Consider the following 21,310-nt stretch of genomic DNA (forward strand, 5'->3'; position numbering starts at 1 on the left):
TGGTTTGTGTAAATAGTTTGATGGTTTTAAATTGAGGAAAGCATGAATTACAAGCAACAATTAGAAAAAGTAATTGAGTTTATCGGCAAACATCTTGATGAAAAGCTTGATTTGACTCAATTGAGTTATATTGCCTGCTTTTCAAAATATCATTTTCATCGTTTATTTACTGCTTATACGGGTTTATCACTACAACAATATATTCGGTGGCTTCGTTTAAAACGAGCAGCCCATCAATTAATCGTAGATAGGAATAAAACCATTATTGAAATTGCAATAAGTGCGGGATTTGAATCTCATGAAGCATTTACTCGTGTATTTAAACAAAGCTGTGGACTGAGTCCTAGTGAGTTTAGGCTGCATTCAAATTGGAGTTTTTGGGAGCGTCCACCGTATTTATTGCCAAACCAGGGTAATATTATGAATGTATTGATTAAAGAAATACCTGCTAGACGTTTAGCGATTATTGAACATCGAGGTACGCCTGAAAAATTAGGTGAAAGTGTTAACCAGCTAATTGATTGGGCAAAATCTCAATCAATTAACTTAAAGCCAAAAGCAGGAGAAGCGTTTGGTTTTGCTTACGACGATCCTAAGACAACAGAGCCTTCCGATTTTCGTTTTGACTTAGCGATTACTGTACCAGAACAAATAAAACTTGAGGGTAATATCGTTGAAAGACGTTTACCTGCAGGACGTTATGCTGTAGCAACGCATAAAGGAACACGAGATACTATTAGTGATACCGTTTATAGTTTATATCGTGATTGGTTGCCAAGCTCCGATGAACAGCTGGGTGATTTGCCCTGTATTTTTTGCTATTACAACTTTGATCATGAAGTTTCTGAGACAGAACTGCTTACAGAATGTTGGCTGTTATTAGCATAATGCTGGTTTATACGGCAACTACTAAAAATTAATTAGTAGTTGCCCCAATAATTTAGCAATAAGAATTTACTTCTTGTATTTGATCTTCTATTTTCTTAGCTACAGAGCTTTTCAGTCCTCTCATTTTGCATGATATTGAAGCTAGGGTAAAATAAAAGTCTATTACAAAATACAATCCTTAAAATAATGACTATCGAACAAAATGAATTAGAGATCAGAAATAAGTCACATCAAAGCTTCGTATGGGGACAACCTATCCCGCTTTCTCCAATCTTAGCCCCTGACTGTCCTTATCCAGTTGAGGCACTTCCCTTAATTGTTAGAAAAGCCGTAGTGGACTATCAACAATATGGACAGCAACCGCTACCTTTAATTGCATGCAGCGCCTTGGCTAATATGTCTCTATCATGCCAATCTCTTGCCAATGTAGCACGAGACAACTATTTAATTAGTCCTGTATCGCTTTATTTTTTAATTGCCAGCGGCTCTGGTACTCGAAAAACTGCTGCAGACAATGTTTTTTCGAAAGCAGCGCGTCACTGGGAGACACTTATTCGTAAAAGGCGTGAACCTGAAGTGTTATCAGCGCTAACGCAACACCAAGTATGGCAAATGGAAAAAGACAGTTTATTCTCCCAAATCAAACGTGCAACTTATACGGGAGAAGATTCTGATTATGCCAAAGAAATGCTCGATGAATTAATTCATCAAGAACCGGAAATTCCTTTGCAACCTACTCTTTATTTTGAAGATGCTACCCAAGAAGCACTGGCTATTCATTTGGCCCAAGGCTGGCCTTCTGCATCCTTATGGTCTGATGAGGCAGGCATCATCTTAGGTAGCCATAGCATGCAAGGCAATCCGACTCGTTTTGTAGCTTTGCTTAATCGTTTGTGGGACGGCAAGACGTTTACGGCTCATCGTAAAACAACGCAAGGATTTACCATTGAAAATCGACGTTTAACACTTAACTTGATGATGCAACCACTTATATTACAACAACTTACCAAGAAAGCATCAGGTATTAGTCGACAAAGCGGGTTTTTAGCTCGTTGCCTGATGGCTTATCCTGCCAACAGCATGGGAAATCGATTTTACCAAGAGCCGCCTGCCTCTTTACATTCTCTAACCCATTATGAGCAACGTGTCACTGCCTGCTTAAACCAGTCAGAACAATTAAGCCATCAAGGTTGTATTCAACTTCCATTGTTGAAAATGAGTGTTGCAGCAAAACAACAATGGATTTTATTTTTTAATGCTGTAGAAGCTGGGTTAAAACCTCAAGGCCAGTGGGTCGATGTCGTTGACTTCGCGTCAAAAGCGGCTGAAAATACAGCGCGGCTTGCAGCACTTTTTCATCTCTTTGAAGGACGCCATGGGGATATTAGTGTAGAGCATACTGAAAATGCCATTGAAATAATTAGTTGGCATTTGCAAGAAGCACGACGAATTATGCCTACTGAAACCGTTTCTTTGCAGTTTTCCGATGCCCTAAAACTTATGGACTGGTTTATTGAAAAAAATATTAGTTCAACAACCTTACGAACTATTCAACAATTAAGTCCATTGCGAGATAAAATAAAACGCGACCAAGCGGTTGAATTATTAGTGGAGCACAATCAAATACGTATTGTAAAATCAGGTTCAAAAACGATGGTGGAAGTGAATCCACGCGCATGCAAAGTGCCAACATGAGTTGTTTAATACTTTTAACTTTATCACACCAATTTACAGGAGAAACTCATGCCCTTTAACATGCTAAAAGAATGGTTGAACAAGGAAAAAGAAAGAGGAATTGAGGACCCTGCCTGTGCTGTTTTAAGTACTTGTAGCAGCTCTGGTGAACCTCATAGTCGAGTGGTTGCCATTCGGGAAATTGAAACAGAGAGTCTTTTATTTTTTACGCAGCAAAAAACACGCAAGGTTGCTGAATTATTAAATAACCCTAAATCCTGTTTAAATTTTTTATTTGCGATGCAGAACCGACAAGTTATTTTAGAAGGTACAGCAATACCAATTTCTCAAGAAGAAAATGAAGCTTTTTGGAGTACTCTTCCTCGTGAACGCCAATTGAGATTCTCTGCTTATGCTCCTACTTCAGGACTTGTCATTAAAGATTTAAACCAATTGGAAACCAGGAAAAAAGAATTGAGTGATCAATTTGCAGGACTTCCTATCCCTATGAGCGAGTATTATTTCGGTTTTCGCTTTATCCCAAAAACATGGATTTTCTACACGGTCGGCTCTATTTCTTTTTCTGAAGTAATTCGCTATACGAAGATAGAAGATTCTTGGAAATCAGAATTAATTTCCCCATAGGTGATATCATGTACATGCTTTGTTTTTGTGTTCCAGAAACACATTTAGAAATTGTTAAAAATGCTATTTTTGCTACAGGCGCAGGAAGTGTTGATCATTATCAACATTGTGCTTGGCAAACATTGGGTGAGGGGCAATTTATGCCATTACCTGGCAGCCATGCTTTTATTGGAGAAATCAATCAGCTTGAAAGAGTACCTGAATATAAAGTAGAAATTATCTGTACTGAAGAGCAAATCAAAGCTGCTGTTGCAGCCTTAAAGAAGGCTCATCCATATGAATCACCTTCTTATCAGGCTTTCCGTTTTGAGATGTTATAAACAACATTGAGAAGTGCGGCGATAATCACCTGCCTATAATTGAAGTTTCTTATTAATTCTTCTTCTATCCAGTAATTAATTTATGCTGTTATAAGTATCATGAGTAATATAGCGAGAACCGCAATCTTTTCCTGTCGCATCATCTGATTGATGATTGATTAATCCAATCACATCGATGTGATTTTTTTCTTGATCAAAATTACCAACCACACTATAAATTGAGCCACATTGCTCATAAACAACACTAAATGTCAGTGTATTCCCTGTCCATAGTCCAGTAATGAGTTGCCTTTGGCCAATAATTTGCTGACATTCTTTGGAAGCTACTGCTGTTGTAAAATAGCCCTCAAGCTGATTATTAGGCAAAAGCGTCAATTCAAGAATTGAGTCACGTTGATTTTTAAATTTTTTTGATAGCATTGTTATAGTCCTTTTAATTAATTCAGCGGTAGTATAATCACTAGGATTTTGAATTTTTATCCGGAAAATGACGGATAGACGCGGGAAAAAGTCGCTATTAATTCTGCTCTGGTGCTGACCCCTAGTTTGTATTTCGCATTACCAAGATGAGTTTCTACTGTTCGAGGTGAAATAATTAATTGTTTCGCAATTTTTTTATCAGTAAATCCTTTAGACAAATAATAAAGGCATTCTCTTTCGCGAGCACTTAAAGCAGCAATACCATGCAATTGTGGTAATGCAATACTGAATCCGATTAATCCTATTAATTCGCTAGAACTGTCAACAAGAGGAGATTTTTTAGTAAGGATATTAACGTAAGTTCCATCGTGTCGAATAATTTGCTCGTAATGGCTTTGGCTCTGCCTGGCTTCTATCACCGACCTATCATTGTTACGTAGTTGTGTAGCATACTCATGCCAAGAAAAATCAGTATCAGTTTTATTAGTGATTTCTCCAAGTGAACTATAGCCCGCTGAACGGCTGATAAAAAAAGCATTTGCCCAAAGATAACGGCCCAATTTATCTTTGATAAAAATAGGAGCTTCAATTAAGTCATAAGTAGTTAAAGTTAATGAATTTGAATAAAGCACTTGATCTAAAGTAGGCTCATATTTTTCTTTTTCTATATGATGATGGGTCATAGAAATTATTTAAAGAAAGCTGAATTTTGGTGATTTTAGCATCGTTCAAACCCCGATTACAGTCAGAATTTACATAACAAATTACATCGCTACATTTGCTACACTTTCTTGGTTAGTAATCTGTATTGCCTTGATAAAGGTGAGTATAAAAGGATTGTGGCGCTATCTCTGTATCAAAATACCCTGCAAAAATGTAGCAATGATAACGCTACATAACCGCTACTCTTTGCTACATCACACAATCCCAAATAAAATGCTCGCGCAATTTCGTTTTTTACTATTTTCCTTTTTTATAAAAAATTATTATAAATAAGGAACTCTTTGCAAAAAATGGTGGTGCGTAAAAATGAACAACTTAAGATAATCCAGTCCAGAACTGAAGACGTCCTCTTTTGTCTATTTCAGGATGTGTTTTACAGCATTTGAAATGTAGCGTGTCGTAGCAATACAGTAGCAACTTTTTTGCTACAAATAATTAATCGTATTTTTAACAAAAAAATGCGTTACTCTATGAATTCATAGATAATTTCATCTAGATGGTTTGAATGATTTGATGAACGTGTAGCAATGTAGCAGAATACCTGGAAATGACTGAATAAACCTTAATGAAAATCATACTAATGGCAGAAATCTTAGTCTCCTGCCCTCTATCTAGGCTAACTTTATTAAGGTGCAAGGATCTTTTAGATTTATTGATAACTTTTGATCCGTAATTCTAGTTAATATAAAATCAGCACAGGGTTTTATAAGCACATTAATATCATCCCAATATTCGTCTTCCAAACCAATGCATATTTGTTTCGCTCTGTTCATGACGGGCTGGTACATTTTAGGTAGACGCTCAATTACCCAATCGGCTGCATCAGGTTTCGATCGAATCTCATTAGTTTCTAATGTACTCCAAATCCGTGCATAGGTTAGTAATACATTTCGAGTGTCCTGTTCAAGCTCAGCTGAAAGTCTCCCAAGATCATGAAGCATCGCTTTTATAAAGTCGCTATATGGGACAGGGGCTAATAGATGTTCAGGTCTTTCACCCAGCAATGTATGGCTCTTTAATAAGACTTGAGTGATAATCAGCGCAAGATCGGGCATTTCACGACCAGGCCATGGTTCAAAACTACCCATTTCAAATGATGGACGAAGCCATTCACCGTATTGAAAATCAAACAGAGGAGGATAATGCCAAGGATTGATAGCCTCCCTTTCCACAAGGGTCATTTCTATAGGTGGCTTTGTACTTTTCATGTAAATGCCTGATATTTGGAGAAGATGGGTAGTCAACTTCATCTTTTCTTTTGAGGTTGTAGTACGATTTGTTACAACAAATAAATCAATGTCACTGTATTTTTGCAAACCACCTACAAGATAAGAACCATAAAGATAAACACCCAAAAGATCTGCGCCTAAAATCTTTGTTAGTACCTCAAGACATTCATTGAGTTGTTGCTTTACATCACTGTTGTTTTCCATCTTTAACACTCAGCCATTTTTTAAAATCTTTTAACAATGCTTCTGCTTGAGCAATACAAGTTATTACTGCACTCTCAGGAATAATATCGCCAGAATAATCTGCAATATTGCGTTGTTTACGCATAGCATCCAATATAATCACTGTTTTTTTATCAATACCTAAAGTCTGAGGCAATAACTGAATCATCGTTTGATGATGTCCTGGTTTAGAAGTCAAGGTTCGATATCCATGAGATTGAAGTGCTGCATTTGCTATTTGCATAATTGCTTTATAGGCAGCATCAAAGCGATTCTCCGCGCTAACCAAGTCAATTTTTGAATCCACAATATTACGTTCAGCAGCATTCAAAAGCCGATTTATGGTATCTGGGTGAGGTGGTATTTTTTCCAGGGTGATGCCAATTAAATTATCCAAGGTCATGTTCAGCTCCCATAATAAATAGCTTGGGATTATTTAAAACCTCCTGAATGAAAAGATCTTGTTTTTGTAAAGATGCCTTCCATTGTTCCCTGGAATATATTTTGGGATTAATTTCTCTCCCTAAACTAGCTTGAGCAGCATAAAGAGCCTCAACTGCTTCTGTAAAATCAACCTCACCAATAATAAGCACATCAATATCACTTCCAAGGTTTTCAGTTCCTTTGGCCACCGAACCAAAAACAAAAGCTACTTCAATTTTTTCAGCTAATGGAGTTAAAAAATCAAACAACACATCCACCAAACCAGACGTTTTCTTTAAAATGCTTGTAAGCTCCGTATAAATAGGAAAATTTCGATTTGCTTGGTAATAAACTTGATTACCACTCTGCTCGCGCAGAAGTACTTTGGATTTAGCAAGTTTGGATAGTTCTCGATGAAGTGTACCCGCTGTGGTATTCGTTAACCGCGCAATCTCTCGGACATGATAACGCTCATCAGGATGAAGCAATAAAAGTGCCAGCACACGCCGCCGATATTCAGAAAACAATATTGAAGTATCAAACATGATTTTTATATTGAAGCCAACTAAGCTTCAATCATAGCCTAAAAAGCTACACCATTCAATCAGATAAATAAGAAAACCAGAAAATAAATATCAGTTATAAATCGACGCCCCACTGAAGAGCATCAACACTACAACCAATGACCTCAACGCTCTTGGGTCAAGACTTAAGGGCTCCGTCTTGGAGAAAGCATAAAATGATATTTCCCAATTACGTAATCGTATTATTGGATACGAAAGGGGATCTTGAATAGTTCTTTTCAATAATCAATAAACCTCTGCTCTTTATTACCACGGCTTCATATTAAAAGGAGAGGGGTTAAAAATTTCTTGTTCCCCATCTTCAGATTTATTATGTATCTCATTAGCTTCTTGTGTGGAGGATTGATCTTTATTATACGGCCTGGGTTCTCTCGAAAGTGGACTTGGAGCAAAGCTTTGCTCTTTTGTTACTTCATCTCTTTCTTGTGCTTTCGGACTGGGTACGGGTACTAAATTATTTGCTAGCTGTTGGATAAATGCATCGTATAAAGCTAATGTGGGCATGGTAATGCGAAGAGAACGTATGTTTCCCTCCTCATCTTGAAGGATTTGTATGCAATCATCAGAAAGATGATTTTCTTCTTTAAATTCACTGAATTCGTTTATAATCGCTTCCATGAATTTTTTTAATTCATGTCGTTGCTTTGGAGTTAATTCATTAGGATCACATTGTAATTCAAGCTTAAGAGTCATTGATTCACGATCACTATCAACCAACAATTTCCCATCAGCAATTAATTTTTCAATTATTTCTGGGTCAAAACCAGACTCTAAATCAAGTTCTTCTGAACCAAACACTCCTACCAATTCATCTTCAGACCCAACTACTTTGCCTGATTTAGTTAGGAATTTATCTTCACCAGGACTCGCTTTTTCCTCAGATGTCTTCTTATCAGAGGTGGCACTATCACCTCCGTTACCACCTGCGCCATGTCCTGAACAAAGGCGCTTAGGTGCGATTTCTTTAAAACAAGTCGGACAGCGTACTTTTGCACCTTCCTCAGCAGCCTCTTTTTTTTCTGCTTCCTTTCTAAATTGTTGTAAAGCTAATGCTATAGAAGAGGTTTGGGGTTCATCTGCCGTTATGGATTCAAGGACAGGCCGATGCTTTTCTTTGTCTTTTTTCATGAGAATACTCCAGTGCAAGTTCATAATGGTTTCATCCGAATAAAGATTTACTTATCTGTTATTATACCGAGTTAAAAAAACCCAATTGTATATAAAATGTACATTTATTGGGTTACTCGTTTTTTTGACTTAAAACATCGAGTACATAGTCCCAAATTTTACCTGCTACATTAATTCCTTTCCCATCAGACGGATTGAGATGTAATTCAATGTAAGGGAAACTATTATTTTCAATAATTCCAAATTGTTGCTTATGCCATGGAAGAGAAATATCCTGACAAATAAAATCAAGACCCGTAAGCGGTATATTGAGGATTTTATGTGCTTTTTCCAATAATAGTTTGTTCTCAGGATGTATCAGATCGGTAACATCACTGATTTTTGCACCACTACTCATAGTAACTTTTTTTGCAATAAAGATTTGTTGTCCCTTGTTTATTACCGTATTAAGAGCAACTCCCTGGGCTGACAAAATGTTTATCAAGTTGCTATTTGGAGTAATTTTATATGGATATTTACCATGACCTTCTTTCCACGTAACTTTATTTTTTTTATCAATTAACTCTTGAAGTGTAGTTACACCATCGCCAACAATGCTCTCAGGTTGTCTCCTCACACAAGCGATTAATGAATCATTAATAATTAATGACCGATAAACATCCCCAGGTATGTGTTTTTCAACCAGCACGCGAAAATCAACTTGCTTTACTATGTTTATCGCTTTTTTTAATTCATTTGGAGTTTGAATAGTACATGAAGTGTGAATACTTAGAGATTCAGATAATGGCTTAACCACAAGAGGAAATCCCAATGAAATGCCATAGTTGTAGGCTTTTTTGCTGGAAATAAAAACCCTCCCTAAGGGACAGGGAATTTGGCTATCTAATAATTTTTTCTTGAGGATCCATTTATTATCATATTTAGTATCCTCATCAAAGCGTGTATTTTTTTGAGAAATAAGAGAGATTGGAGTCTGTATGAAATAATATTTTTTCCTATTGTAGACCAACTTAAAATACAGAGTATGCAAGTTAGATTCCTTAAAATTATACAGCTCTAGCCCTCTTTTTTGTGCTTCATCCCAAAATGCAAGGACACTGTTATTGAATTGTTTCCTATCAATGGTCTGAGTCTTGGTATATAGTTTTAGTTTTTGAAAAATATTAATGACCAACTGATTTAATAGGTTATTGAATCGTAAAAAATCATGCTCTGATAGGAGAAAGAGTTTAGATAAAAGATAGATAAATGGATTGAATATAAAATAATGGAATAAATTAAAAAATTTTCTTCGAAAATGAGAACGTTTTTCGGGATAGCAATGCTCACAATGTTTATTGTCCATATATGCTGTGGGAACCGGTTTTAATGATTTGCAAATGTCACGTGAAGATTTGATTTCTTTATGTTCATCAAAATTTTTAACATAAGCGCTCATAATTTATCTCCACAGATTCGCCCATTAGCTATCATTATATCGAGTTAAAACAGATCAATTGTATATAAAATGTACGGATGCACCGTGTGTTTGCTTACCTACTGATATCTATGTAACACTGAACTTAAAAATCAATTCAGACTAAATTTGTTTAGAGAGTTTTCTTATTTAAAGAGGCTTAGACAGAACGAATGAAAGATAAATCAATATTGCTTGTAGAAGATAACGTTAAGTTAGCCAATTACCTCAAAGAAAGCTTACAAGAAGCAGGTTATGATGTTTCTATTGAAAAACGTGGTGATAGAGCGGTCTATCGCATCATTCGTGAGCAACCGTGCCTAGTAATATTAGATATAATGCTTCCTGGCATGAATGGTGATCAAATATGCCATACCATTAGAGATGAGTATTTGGGGAAAATACTCATGCTAACAGCAATTAATGATATTGAAAGTGAAGTATCCTCTTTAAATTTAGGAGCAGATGACTACTTAACTAAACCTGTTGCAGACGAGGTTTTGAAAGCAAGAATAGAGGCATTGTTACGTCGACCCAATTTAGTTAATAATCAAAATCAATTTCAATTTGGCAATTTTTCTATCAATTTTAGTACTAAGAGTGTTCATCTCTTTGATGAAGAAATTTCAATAAGTACCAGTGACTTTGAAATGCTTGCTTTGTTGGTTAAGAACCATGATAGGTTGCTAAGTCGAGATAGCATTATGTATGCTCTTTCTGGGCATGAATATGATGGGGTTGATAGAGGTATCGATTTAAAAATATCACGTTTAAGAAAAGCATTGAATGATAATAATAAAAAGCCCTATCGTATAAAAACAATTCATAAAAAAGGATATGTATTTGTATCAGCGGCTTGGGAATAAATACTGATCACAGCCACCGATCTTATGTAAGACTTATGAAAAATAGTAAAAAATTCTTTTGCCTCGACCTTGAGATTTTTCGTCCAGTGATGAAAGCTTCACCAAATATATCGCAAATCTATAATCATTTACCCTCGACAAAAGTATCATTTTAGAACGTTTGTACAATATATATACATTTGAGCTGAGTGTTTTTGATAAAATCAACCTATTATTTTAAGTAATAGTCGAGATGAGCCATGAAAGACGCTGCAATAGAAATCTTAATATATAAACCAGATCCAGATCATCCACTGCCTGAAAATCAGAGAGGTGTGGTGATAAATCCTCACTTAAAACAACGGTTCAAGCAATTTGTTCCAATTGGCGTCTATTTAGAAGGCTCTGATTTGAAGTATTATTTTTTCGATCAGTGTGATAAATCCCCAAAAATCTATAGTAGTTTGGATGAACTCAAACGAGACTTACCGGAAGAACTAGACAATATATTTGAGAAGAACCCAAAATTATTTATTATGGGCCATGCTGGTGGTGGCGAATATGGTATGGGTAATTGCCATGGCCCAAGTGAGCAGTTATATGATGATAATTTTGATAATTTATTACATGGTTTTAAACGAGCATTGCCCGCACATCATGGTGAAGTTTTTGTGACTTTAGAAGGTTGTAATACAGACAATCAACTTAATGCTGCAGCAAACTCACAGGAAAAAACATTTTTAGAAAGAGTATCAGTGAAACATCCAGAAATCACGTTTGGTGGAACTGGACCATGGAATGCGCAAGATGTACAGACCGGCTTCCGATCCCTTTCGCCGGCATCCCCTATCACATCGATGGCAGGAAATATTTGGAAGGCTGGAAACAGTGTTATTTTTCATCATGGTGAATATCAAGTTGCCGTTCGAAAATCTTTATTTGCCTCAACACAAACAGCTAAAGAATTAAAAGTGAACACCATAGAATATGCACGTGCAATGCTAGGTAAAGACGGTAGCGATGAACTGATAGCAAAAATCGCTTTAAATCGAGATATTCTAAACATTCAAGATTTAAAGAAAATTGAGGGTTTTCCAGAATTGCGATTTGAAGGAGAAGATGTTTCAAAGTTTGTTGAACAGGAAAATCAAATATTAGGTAAAGAACAAGAAAATTATTTAACACGTGTCCGTCATATCTTAGGTCGGGCGGACCCTATAGAACAACTGACAGATAGAGAGGTACTAGAACTTCTCTTAGGTTTAAAAGAACCTTCTGTATTTAAAGGTCATGAAGACTTGCTAGAGTCAATTCTAGCTAATAAGGCTTTGTTAAACCTGGCAATGGTAAGTTGTGGAAAAGTCCTTATTGGTGGCCCAAGTAATGATAGCGTCATTGCTTTATTATTAAAACATGGCGCTGATATTAATAGTGCTGATAAAAAAGGCATGACGGCTTTGCACTATGCGGTACAGAATTTTTATAATTATAGAAAAGAGCCGTTACATCTCATTAAAAAGTTATTAGAGTGTGGTGCTAGTCTTGAAGTGCGAAATGAAAAAGGACAGACTCCTATCGAGACAGCGCAAGATCATAGCAAAGATGGAAGAGTAACTGCTAGTGATAAGCTTCTCGCATCTTTGAAATCTAGCAATTCGCCACCAACTCCCATAGAACTAAAACAATCTGTTAGACAAATATTTCAGATGAGTCAACACAAGGCTGATGAACTACTTTCATTACCTATTGCGAAACGTGAATATAGCAAATGCAGTGAAGGCACTCTTTATATTCCTGAAGATGTAGTGGAAAAATTGCATGGAATCTTGCAATCTGCAACGGGGAGTAATGAACTATTATCGGCGTTTGAATCAGAGCTTAGTGTGGTTATCAGCGCTCTTGAAAAAGGCATTGGAACTGGAGAAGCGATTGATGGTGAGGAAGATGAATTTATCCCCAAACGTTTTGAAAATGCAAAACTCCAGTTAACAGCGGTTATCGACTCACTGGTTGGGATGAAACAAGAGATGGATACTTCAAAAGATGCTACAGTTGAGGACCAACTTCCAAAACTAAAATCTTAATCATTAGGAATATATTGGAAGTACTATGGTGAATCGAGCACCTTTTAATATCGGTGATTGTGTAGACATGACCTTTCCTCCGTGGAGATTAACAACTTTTTTAACAATAGCTAATCCTAACCCAATATGTTTATCTCCAATTCCTGCGTCTTCAGCAATTGTATATTCAGAAAAAATGTCATCCGCACCCTCCTCCGGCAAGCCTGGGCCATCATCGTCTACGTGAAGTAAAATATGACTATTATCCAGCGAAATGGTTAAAGAAATAGTGTGCTCTGCAAATTTCATGGCATTTGTAATCAAATTGGTAACAGCGTGTTTTAAAATATTTTCATCTATGTATGCTTTCAAAGAATTTAACTCATTAGAATGAAATGTAATTTCAAATGTTGAGGAAGAATAAGACTCTAATAACTTTCTTAACCATACTATTATATCGGTCTCAGACTGTTTTAATTTCAATTCGTTTGCATGCATTTTTGAGTAAATCAAAAAAGTGCTGACGAGCCGATTCATATCTGCAATATCTTCTTGTATGCTGTTTATCTGTTTATTGAGCAATGCATCTTCAGCGTTTTTCCTTTTGATACTATCCGTCGCCATTTGTATGGTTGACAAAGGGGTCCTAATTTCATGCGCGACAAACCGGCACAATTGTTTATGTGATTCAATCAGTTCTTTTAATTGCTCACCCATTTGGATGATATTCCTATACAGCCCATACAAAACAGAGGTAGCACCTATTTTCCGATGAAAATCAAAGTTCCCTTGACTGAAATTTTTAGTTATCTGATACACCTTTTTCATATTTCTAACAAAAAGCAATGAAAATAAGGCAATAAGACAAAGGGATATAAAAAAGAAAGTTCCTATAAAATAATACATAACATCGCTGATTCTTGCCATAACTGGTAGATAGCTTAGTGGGCCAATTTTGAGTATTCCACCACTAAAACTATAATAGAGAATAACAATTTGTGACGAGTTTTTATTGGTTTCAAATACTAGACGCTTTGTTGATAAAGAATTAATTATATTACCTGGTAAGTATTTACTTTTAGTTTTATAAACATGAAGAGGGAAACCATATATTTTTTCTAAATGTAATAGTTCATTACTCCAGGTATTTTTTGATTTTGATAATAAATGTTGAACGATTTGTTTTAAAACAGGATTCATATAATTAAAAATAATTTCGCCAGGATCTGAAAAATTGTAAGCTAATGCATATGGGGTATTACCAATTTTTTTATACGCAGTATGTTCTACAATGACCTCGTTTAGAAATTGATAGGTTGTACCTGATAAAAAAATGATTTCACCATTATTTAATTGATTATTCTGCACCAGGGTGAGTTTTAGACTGTCGATTGCTATAAGATGAATAACATTATCTGTTTTCTTCTTTATTATCGCATCCCAGTTTGATTTCGGGTTATTAATTAACTCTTTTTCTAAACTAATTAAAAGCCCTTGCGAGGTCGTTTTTCCAGCATTAACAACTATCTTTGTCTCAACTGACTTTAAATATTTAAAAAATGCCAAAACAAGAATTAAAAAAATCACAAAGAACGCAGTCAAAATTTTAATATAAATATTAAATTTCATTACTAGGCACTCTAAATAAAAATAATAGATGCCTTTTCACAAGAAAGTACTCTGGATTATCTTTGATAATTTCAATATCTAATTCTGGCATAATTATCCTACGTTTTGTCTATCTTTATAACTCTTGTAATTAGCCTATTTAAGGCATCCAAATTATCGATATTCGTTATGGCCTCATCAAATAATGATAAAGTCTCTGGATCGTGTGTTTCTAAATACTTGAATGCTTTTTTTGGACCTTGATAACGCAATTCTTTGAATACAAAATAATCCTCTAGAATTGTGAAGATTGACCAAATATGGCGATATTTTCCTTCTAAATCTCTAGTATACGCCCTTGCCAGCATTTTTTGATACCACACTCTACGTGCTGTAATTTCATCAGGAGGGAGGGACTCAGGCAATATTAAAAAAGCAGAGAGTTTTTTTAATAACTCTGTGCCAAAATGAGCTTTTTCAAGAACAACGATGCCATCTGACATACATAAATGTTCATCAGAAATTGAATCAAAAGCATTCTCAGGATAAACAAAAATATCATGATAAACTTGATGTGCTTCATCAAAGTGTGCTATTCGTTGCTTATCTCCTTTTTCCCTAATCCCTGCAACATCATAATCACTGGTTACTGCGAAGTCTCCTCGTGCGCGCGAGCCATATAAAATAATTGTATGGCAATGATGTAAAGATATTAATTCATCAACAATGAATTGCAGAACAGCATCATTTTCTAATGATATTTTCTTTTGTGTCATTCCCTTACCTTCTTATTTTGTAACCATAATACCAACGGCTTCCTGTGGTGGAACTGGTTTGAACCGTATGATCTACTCCTGCTGGAATCAATACTTCTTCTCCAATAGCAGGTTTTAACGTTTTATTGCCCACGGTTAAAATAACTTCACCTTCAAGCAACATGAATAACTCATCCGTTTCATGCCTAAAATCCTTCCAAATTTGACCTGGGGGATCTTCCCAAAGCTCAAAACTAAAGCCACGAGAGCGCCAATTGTTCTCAATTATTGTTGTATCCAGCATTTTAGGCTTATTATTTAAAATCATTCTTTAATTTTACACCACTGAAGAGCATCAACACCACAACCAATGACTTCAATGATCTTGTGTCGAGACTTAAGGCCTCTCTTTATTTTAATTTGACTTTTAGGGACTTTGAATAAGACAGACAGGTATCGCACTAATTCCATGTTGGCTTTATCTTCAATAGAAGGTGCCGCGATTTTTATCTTTAGTTCCTCTCCAACAGCACCTACTACTTGATTGCATTTGGCACCGGGTTGAATAAGCAAACTAAGAATTAATCCATTATCCTTTTGTTTATACCACGGATATAGGTAAATCATCTTACTGTTCCATTATTTTATCCTGCTTTTACTATTCTATTGAGACTCGCTTTTTTATGTATAATATTCTCTTGGTAACTATTTAAAGGGAAGTTTTTTATGTTAAGTAAGACTTATATTTTTCTCGTCATTTTTTATGCATTTTAACTTCCAAAAATGAATAATCTACTACCACTTTTCAAATGGGGAACCGATTACCTGGTTTCTAATGGCTACTCAATAGAGCACTCACCAGAAATTGTATTGTCAACACCGTGGTCTCATGTGATCCGATTTGCAACATCAACAGAGAATTTTTATTTAAAACAAACACCACCCTCTCTTTTTCTATCTAATGAGCCCAAAATCATTCGAGTATTGTCATCCCAATTCCATGCCAATGTGCCCGATATAATTGAAATTAATGAGGATTTACATTGTTTTCTAATGAGGGATGCGGGTATTTCTTTGCGTCAAACGCTTAAAACCAACTTCAAGCCAAAGCTATTATGCGAAGCAATAAAGCAATATGCCACAATCCAACTCAGCGCAGAAGAATGTATCGCGACATTTCTCAAACTAGGCGTACCTGATTGGCGATTAAATCAATTACCCTTTCTTTATGATCACATGTTAAAGCAAACTGCTTTTTTAAAAGCAGAGGGTCTAACGGATAAAGAATTGCAAACATTACACAGTCTAAGTCCGAAATTTTCAGCGCAGTGCAAATTATTAGCAAGCTTTAGGATTCCTGAAACCATAGGTTATCACGATTTTCATGATAAGAATGTTCTTCTTGATCCAATTACTAAAAGAATGACGTTTGTTGATTGGGGAGAGACCGCGATCATTCATCCATTTTTTTCGTTACATACCTGTCTAGAACAATCGATTACTCACTATGGAGTAACAGAAGGTGATTCAACATACCAGAAACTTCAAGATGCTTGCCTCGAAAAATGGTTAGGATTAGCGACAAAGGAACAGCTATCAAGTGCGTTCCTTTTAGCCAAACAAATCCGGCTGTTTTGGAATATACTCGCATCTAATCAGTTTATGCTAAGTGTTGATCGACAGGCCTACCAAGCCTATTATCCCAATCAGAATAGCCCGATCGCAGGTGGCTTTAAAGCGTTTCTTGAGGGCATGCATTAAACCCAAGGTTTGTTGCTATTAGAATAATCATAATAAGCAAATTATTAGTTCTATAAGTATTCATGATACACTACTGACATGATTTGGCAGCAGTATTTATTACAATAATGTCTCGAACTGAACGTTTATTTGATTTAATTCAATTACTACGACGTCATCGATTACCCGTGAGCGGCAAAAATCTTTCAGAAGAATTAGGCGTGAGCCTACGGACTCTTTACCGAGATATAATAACCTTACAATCCTTAGGCGCGCCAATTGAAGGCGAGCCCGGTGTTGGTTATGTGCTTAAATCTGGTTTTATGTTGCCTCCTTTGATGTTTTCAGATGATGAAATTGAGGCAATGGTGCTAGGGTCACGTTGGGTTGCACAACGAGCGGATACTCAACTTAAAATCGCAGCTCAAAATGTGCTTGCAAAAATTTCAGCACTCCTTCCTACTGAATTAAAACACCAACTAGAAACTTCAGGACTCTTAGTTCCCCCAGGAAAATGTGCCGAAAGTAAGGATAGTGATCTTATTCTCATTCGCAAAGCGATACGTTTAGAACGAAAAATCGAATTAGAATATCAAGATCTCCAAAACAATCATTCGACACGAATACTCTGGCCTATTGCGCTCGGCTTTTTTGAGGAAGTTCATCTCATGGTGGGTTGGTGTGAGCTAAGGCAGGACTTCCGTCACTTCAGAACCGATAGAATTCTTCAAGTATCCATTAAAGAACAAAAATATTCCGAACGCCGACAATCCCTTTTAAAGAAGTGGCGCACCCTACATAATATTCCCCAATCCTATTGAATGATACTGACAAAAACTGTCATGAGTCTGTTTTATATTCTCCAATGAATTTAACGAAAAATAAAAAACAGGAGAAATCATGACATTCGACCCCAATTTAGTTCTATTTTATGTGAGCAATATAGATAACAGTACTCATTTTTACTCAGAATTGCTCAATGCCCAGCCTATCCACACTGAGCCTGATTACGCCATGTTTCTATTAAAATCCGGTTTGCGATTGGGATTATGGTCTCAAAATTCTGCGTTACCCGCACCAACTGCATTGGGTGGCGGTAGCGAACTCGCCATTTTGGTTCCCGATGAACAAGCCGTTGATGAACTTTTTAGAAATTATCAAACTAAGAACTTTAAAATGATACAAGAACCAACACCAATGGATTTTGGTTACACGTTTGTAACCTGCGACCCAGATGGTCATCGAATTCGCTTTTTTTCAAAGAACTGATCATGAACCAAAACTGGCTGGCTGTCGCCTGCGCGTCCCACGTACGGATTGGAGTGGAAGGAGGCTTTATGCAAGTTTGCCACGGTAAACTTGCGCCTCTAAAAAAAATACAAGCAGGTGATTGCATCATCTATTACTCACCAACTCTGCACTTTAAAGGGATTGAGAAATTGCAAGCATTTACAGCACTTGGAATCATTCTACCTGGTGACCCCTACCAGGTAGATATGGGCAATGGTTTTTTTCCATTTCGACGCAATGTACTTTGGGCCAATAAAGGATTTGATGTTCCCATACACGCGCTCATTGAATCACTTGAATTGACAAAAAATAACAAGAATTGGGGATACCCCTTTCGTTTTGGATTATTAAAAATCACTGAAGAGGACAAACGCATCATTGCGAATGCCATGCAGGCTTATATTAATTAAAACTTCTATTTGGAGAACGGTATGACTGTTATTATCCCCCAATTGACTCAGATTCAAGAATTTACAGTAACTGGAATGAGTGTAAGAACAAAAAATGAAGAAGAGTTTAATCCTCAAACGGCAAGACTGCCTCAACTATGGGAACAATTCTTTGATTCAAACATCAGAGCACAACAAGAAAAGCCGGTTTATGGCGTATACCACCATTATGAGTCCGACTCATCAGGGTACTATACAGTCACCGCGGGAATAGAAATTGTGAATGAATCTAAAGCTACGAACTTAGATAGAGTCGCTATAAAAGCGGGCAACTATCTGGTTTTTGAAGCAATCGGTCCTAATCCCTCAGCAATCATTAATGCCTGGCAAACTATTTGGAGCTATTTTAATAAAAAATCAATATACGAAAGAACCTACCTCACTGATTTTGAGCTCTATAAAAAGCCTCATGAAAGTGCAGTATACATAGGCATAAAATAACCAACATAAGACATTAACTATGACAACAACTCTAAATAAAATCGAAATGATGGAGTCACTCAAAACACTTAGAAGCGAGCTCGAGTTACTCAAAAAACCTGATTCGGAGCAAAAAGCAATCTATTATAAAACGGGACCAGGAGATTATGCAGAGCATGACCAATTTATGGGTGTAAGCGTCCCTGATTTAAGAAAAGTCGCCAAATGCTATCAATCATTACTACCCTTTTCTTTGTTACAAGAATTGTTGTATTCACCCATCAATGAAGAGCGATTATTAGCCTTGTTGATTTTAGTAACCCGTTATCAAAAAGGAGATACAGACCTTAAGCAAACGATTTTTCAATTTTATTTAACTCACATCAATCAGATTAATAATCTGGAATTTAGTTGCCTAAGAAGTAAATCCAGGAGAGTGAAATATAATTTTCTTGGCTAAGGTTACATGCTCTAATACTACACGCAGTATGACCATCCCCAATGAGTTAAAAAAGTATTTTTGTCCTCTTCTGACTGCTGAGCAGTTCTATTTTTTCCAGTCAAAACCTGTTCAAGATAATAGCGTCCATCCCCAAAAAATCGTTGAAGTTGGTAAAACCGGCACAATTCATGGTTAATGCTACAGTTGGGATTCAGTTTTAAATAGAACTCAGTCAATGGAGCCTGTTCATAATGCCAAAGGTCTCTCTCAATTGGTGCAATTTTAACTCCATCCCAATCAACCAACCAAACATCAAAAGGAGTTTGTAGTACATTATAGTGGTGAGGGTCACCATGAGTTAGAGCAAAAGGGACTGGCTGCTGAGTGAACTTCTTTTTCCATTCTTGTAATTGAGATAGTCCTTGTAACAATTGCTTTTTATAACACTCCAGTTGGGACAACATCGATTCTGCATGCGTTTCCTCAATCACCTCAACTGAATTGTTAATCCAATCCTTTATTCCTAACGCATAATTGATATCAAAATGTTCTGTCTCAAAAAATGAGAACTCATGAACTGGAATTTGATGTAATTGAAATAGAAGAGTAGCCATTTTATCGGCCAAAAGCTGATTGGGCGAATAGGCTGGATGAATTCCTTCAATGTAGTCAAACAATGTCAAAATCAATTCATTGGTCCTAAAACAATAATGGCCCTGAACATCTGAAATCATATAGGACAAGTTCTTCATACCAAATTCGTTTCTGAATCGATTTAAAGCGATACCGGTCTGGTTGAGTGATTCAATCGTAGGATGGATTGGAACCAGCGATTGGCCTTCAGGATAAACTTTTAGAAAATATTTTTTAGTCGTATTCGTCGAAATAACAAATCCATAAAAAGACCCCACCTCAACAAAATGGAGCTCTGAGGCCATAATCTGGTAGCCTTGATATAAAAAATCCATCAGCTGTTCATCAGAATAATTTAATTCTCCACGGCGCATCTCTAGCCCTCTAAGATTGTTTGTCTAAATAGCAGGTGTAACGTTTACCGTGCTTATTTATAAATGCCTCACATCGAAATCCACATTGCTGATAAAAACCGTAAGCCTCATCGTCTGTTTCAGCGCGAAGCGTTTGTATTGGAAAATGATTGAGTACATATATCAGCATGTTCTTACCTATTCCTTGGTTTCTATATGCTTCAATTACCGAAATATGTCTGATTATGGCAAAACTCTCCTCTAAATGAAGACCAATCACACCAACCAAGTCATTTTTTAAAAACGCCCCTATAAGATACTGGCCAAGTTGAGTATAAGATAGAAGTACCTGTTTCATTTTTTCAGGTGTTGGGCATCCAACGCTTGGTTTAAGGAGATTGGACAATCCTGGATAAGAAAGTGAAATCTCTTTACACTCAATCTTGAACTGCCGTTTTTTCCTAACCAACTCCATAAGTTCCATGGCAAGCGTATTGATGTTATCCTGCGAAGAATCGAGAATAATGCCACCCATCTCAACAGTTTTCTTTTTAAGAAATAGAGCCCAATTGTTCATAGGGACATCTGCTAACTCAGGCTGATTGCGAAGTACACTCAACCGATGCTCTCGTATGGCTTGCTCCGTATGCAAACAAATCAGTAAATAATTTTCTATACCCTGCTCTCTAAGTGGTACTAAAGCAAATTCTGGATTAAATTGCCCCTCTAGGAAAATCAGCTTTTTATCATGAATCTGACTTAAACGCTCAATCCAGCATCTTGTAGTGACCTCTTGCCATTTTTCGGTTGAGCCGTATTGTTGGATCATGTCATCAAAACTGGGAACACCAATGCTATCAAAAAAATGAGAAGAAATGATCTCCTGAGGATATTGCTGTTCGATTTCTTTAAGCAATGTTGTTTTTCCAACCCCAGATGCACCCGTAATGAGTACAATCAATGGCTGTAAAGATTCGCAGTCGCGCATCATTTCGACCCA

At 36.4% G+C, this 21,310-nt stretch carries 25 protein-coding genes; 12 read left to right on the forward strand and 13 right to left on the reverse strand.

Annotation, left to right across the window (positions count from 1 at the left end; translation table 11 throughout):
• Window positions 1-42 precede the first annotated feature (42 nt).
• The 4 genes from LOX96_RS08305 to LOX96_RS08320 all read left to right on the forward strand — a co-directional run bounded on the left by LOX96_RS08305 (window position 43) and on the right by LOX96_RS08320 (window position 3,527).
• The gene (locus LOX96_RS08305) at window positions 43-888 is read left to right on the forward strand and encodes an AraC family transcriptional regulator (RefSeq protein ID WP_058478610.1); all 846 of its coding nucleotides are present in this window, start codon (window positions 43-45) and stop codon (window positions 886-888) included.
• A gap of 186 nt (window positions 889-1,074) precedes the next feature.
• Window positions 1,075-2,583, forward strand: a complete 1,509-nt coding sequence (locus LOX96_RS08310) for a YfjI family protein (protein WP_058478611.1) — start codon at window positions 1,075-1,077, stop codon at window positions 2,581-2,583.
• 48 nt (window positions 2,584-2,631) lie between these two features.
• A complete protein-coding gene (locus tag LOX96_RS08315) occupies window positions 2,632-3,207 on the forward strand; it encodes a pyridoxine/pyridoxamine 5'-phosphate oxidase (RefSeq protein WP_058478612.1) in 576 nt (191 codons plus the stop codon).
• 8 nt (window positions 3,208-3,215) lie between these two features.
• Window positions 3,216-3,527 carry a YqfO family protein gene (locus LOX96_RS08320; RefSeq protein WP_058478613.1) on the forward strand — a complete coding sequence of 104 codons (312 nt, stop codon included), beginning with the start codon at window positions 3,216-3,218 and terminating at the stop codon, window positions 3,525-3,527.
• A gap of 75 nt (window positions 3,528-3,602) precedes the next feature.
• Here the strand turns inward: LOX96_RS08320 and LOX96_RS08325 are convergent, their stop codons facing one another.
• From LOX96_RS08325 to LOX96_RS08355, 7 genes are all read right to left on the reverse strand, one after another.
• The gene (locus tag LOX96_RS08325) at window positions 3,603-3,947 is read right to left on the reverse strand and encodes an avidin/streptavidin family protein (RefSeq protein WP_058478614.1); all 345 of its coding nucleotides are present in this window, start codon (window positions 3,945-3,947) and stop codon (window positions 3,603-3,605) included.
• A 56-nt stretch (window positions 3,948-4,003) separates the two neighbouring features.
• Entirely contained in the window at window positions 4,004-4,630 is a 627-nt protein-coding gene (locus LOX96_RS08330; protein ID WP_058478615.1) for a PAS and helix-turn-helix domain-containing protein, read from the reverse strand.
• A 651-nt stretch (window positions 4,631-5,281) separates the two neighbouring features.
• Window positions 5,282-6,103, reverse strand: a complete 822-nt coding sequence (locus LOX96_RS08335) for an aminoglycoside adenylyltransferase family protein (RefSeq protein WP_058478616.1) — start codon at window positions 6,101-6,103, stop codon at window positions 5,282-5,284.
• Complete coding sequence (locus LOX96_RS08340; protein WP_058478617.1) at window positions 6,087-6,524, reverse strand: hypothetical protein; 438 nt, start codon at window positions 6,522-6,524, stop codon at window positions 6,087-6,089. Before LOX96_RS08340 ends, LOX96_RS08335 begins: the two co-directional genes overlap by 17 nt.
• Window positions 6,511-7,089, reverse strand: coding sequence for a nucleotidyltransferase domain-containing protein (locus LOX96_RS08345; RefSeq protein WP_010655397.1), 579 nt, complete (start codon window positions 7,087-7,089; stop codon window positions 6,511-6,513). The genes LOX96_RS08340 and LOX96_RS08345 overlap by 14 nt, the downstream gene beginning before the upstream one ends.
• A gap of 285 nt (window positions 7,090-7,374) precedes the next feature.
• On the reverse strand, window positions 7,375-8,256 hold the full coding sequence (locus LOX96_RS08350; protein ID WP_058478618.1) for a hypothetical protein: 882 nt from the start codon (window positions 8,254-8,256) through the stop codon (window positions 7,375-7,377).
• Window positions 8,257-8,368: 112 nt separating this feature from the next.
• The gene (locus tag LOX96_RS08355) at window positions 8,369-9,694 is read right to left on the reverse strand and encodes a hypothetical protein (RefSeq protein WP_058478619.1); all 1,326 of its coding nucleotides are present in this window, start codon (window positions 9,692-9,694) and stop codon (window positions 8,369-8,371) included.
• A 191-nt stretch (window positions 9,695-9,885) separates the two neighbouring features.
• Between LOX96_RS08355 and LOX96_RS08360 the strand changes: the two genes are divergently transcribed.
• Together LOX96_RS08360 and LOX96_RS08365 are read left to right on the forward strand one after the other, a co-directional pair.
• Window positions 9,886-10,578 (forward strand): response regulator, encoded by a 693-nt coding sequence (locus LOX96_RS08360; protein WP_011212550.1) that lies wholly within the window; start codon window positions 9,886-9,888, stop codon window positions 10,576-10,578.
• A gap of 239 nt (window positions 10,579-10,817) precedes the next feature.
• Window positions 10,818-12,641 carry an ankyrin repeat domain-containing protein gene (locus LOX96_RS08365; protein ID WP_058478620.1) on the forward strand — a complete coding sequence of 608 codons (1,824 nt, stop codon included), beginning with the start codon at window positions 10,818-10,820 and terminating at the stop codon, window positions 12,639-12,641.
• Window positions 12,642-12,644: 3 nt separating this feature from the next.
• Here the strand turns inward: LOX96_RS08365 and LOX96_RS08370 are convergent, their stop codons facing one another.
• From LOX96_RS08370 to LOX96_RS08385, 4 genes are all read right to left on the reverse strand, one after another.
• A complete protein-coding gene (locus LOX96_RS08370; RefSeq protein ID WP_058478621.1) occupies window positions 12,645-14,249 on the reverse strand; it encodes a sensor histidine kinase in 1,605 nt (534 codons plus the stop codon).
• A gap of 98 nt (window positions 14,250-14,347) precedes the next feature.
• Entirely contained in the window at window positions 14,348-15,004 is a 657-nt protein-coding gene (locus LOX96_RS08375; protein WP_058478622.1) for a nucleotidyltransferase domain-containing protein, read from the reverse strand.
• Between the two features lie 4 nt (window positions 15,005-15,008).
• Window positions 15,009-15,311: a cupin domain-containing protein gene (locus tag LOX96_RS08380; protein WP_010655404.1), complete on the reverse strand. Its 303-nt coding sequence runs from the start codon at window positions 15,309-15,311 to the stop codon at window positions 15,009-15,011.
• Complete coding sequence (locus tag LOX96_RS08385) at window positions 15,308-15,610, reverse strand: DUF167 domain-containing protein (RefSeq protein ID WP_058478623.1); 303 nt, start codon at window positions 15,608-15,610, stop codon at window positions 15,308-15,310. The genes LOX96_RS08380 and LOX96_RS08385 overlap by 4 nt, the downstream gene beginning before the upstream one ends.
• Before the next feature lie 156 nt (window positions 15,611-15,766).
• Here LOX96_RS08385 and LOX96_RS08390 point away from each other — a divergent pair, with 156 nt between their 5' ends.
• The 6 genes from LOX96_RS08390 to LOX96_RS08415 all read left to right on the forward strand — a co-directional run bounded on the left by LOX96_RS08390 (window position 15,767) and on the right by LOX96_RS08415 (window position 19,342).
• Window positions 15,767-16,744: a phosphotransferase gene (locus tag LOX96_RS08390; protein ID WP_058478624.1), complete on the forward strand. Its 978-nt coding sequence runs from the start codon at window positions 15,767-15,769 to the stop codon at window positions 16,742-16,744.
• A gap of 107 nt (window positions 16,745-16,851) precedes the next feature.
• On the forward strand, window positions 16,852-17,544 hold the full coding sequence (locus LOX96_RS08395; RefSeq protein WP_010655407.1) for a helix-turn-helix transcriptional regulator: 693 nt from the start codon (window positions 16,852-16,854) through the stop codon (window positions 17,542-17,544).
• Window positions 17,545-17,623: 79 nt separating this feature from the next.
• Window positions 17,624-17,992, forward strand: coding sequence for a VOC family protein (locus tag LOX96_RS08400; protein WP_010655408.1), 369 nt, complete (start codon window positions 17,624-17,626; stop codon window positions 17,990-17,992).
• Window positions 17,993-17,994: 2 nt separating this feature from the next.
• On the forward strand, window positions 17,995-18,423 hold the full coding sequence (locus LOX96_RS08405; RefSeq protein WP_029489149.1) for an EVE domain-containing protein: 429 nt from the start codon (window positions 17,995-17,997) through the stop codon (window positions 18,421-18,423).
• Between the two features lie 21 nt (window positions 18,424-18,444).
• A complete protein-coding gene (locus LOX96_RS08410; protein WP_010655410.1) occupies window positions 18,445-18,903 on the forward strand; it encodes a GyrI-like domain-containing protein in 459 nt (152 codons plus the stop codon).
• A 19-nt stretch (window positions 18,904-18,922) separates the two neighbouring features.
• Entirely contained in the window at window positions 18,923-19,342 is a 420-nt protein-coding gene (locus tag LOX96_RS08415) for a DNA alkylation repair protein (protein ID WP_238585460.1), read from the forward strand.
• 17 nt (window positions 19,343-19,359) lie between these two features.
• Here LOX96_RS08415 and LOX96_RS08420 read toward each other — a convergent pair whose 3' ends face one another.
• Window positions 19,360-20,331, reverse strand: coding sequence for a phosphotransferase (locus LOX96_RS08420; protein ID WP_058478625.1), 972 nt, complete (start codon window positions 20,329-20,331; stop codon window positions 19,360-19,362).
• Window positions 20,332-20,341: 10 nt separating this feature from the next.
• Window positions 20,342-21,301, reverse strand: a complete 960-nt coding sequence (locus LOX96_RS08425) for a GNAT family N-acetyltransferase (RefSeq protein ID WP_058478626.1) — start codon at window positions 21,299-21,301, stop codon at window positions 20,342-20,344.
• Between the last annotated feature and the right edge of the window lie 9 nt (window positions 21,302-21,310).

It is taken from the genome of Legionella maioricensis, assembly GCF_023618015.1.
GTDB classification, from domain to species: Bacteria; Pseudomonadota; Gammaproteobacteria; order Legionellales; family Legionellaceae; genus Legionella; species Legionella maioricensis.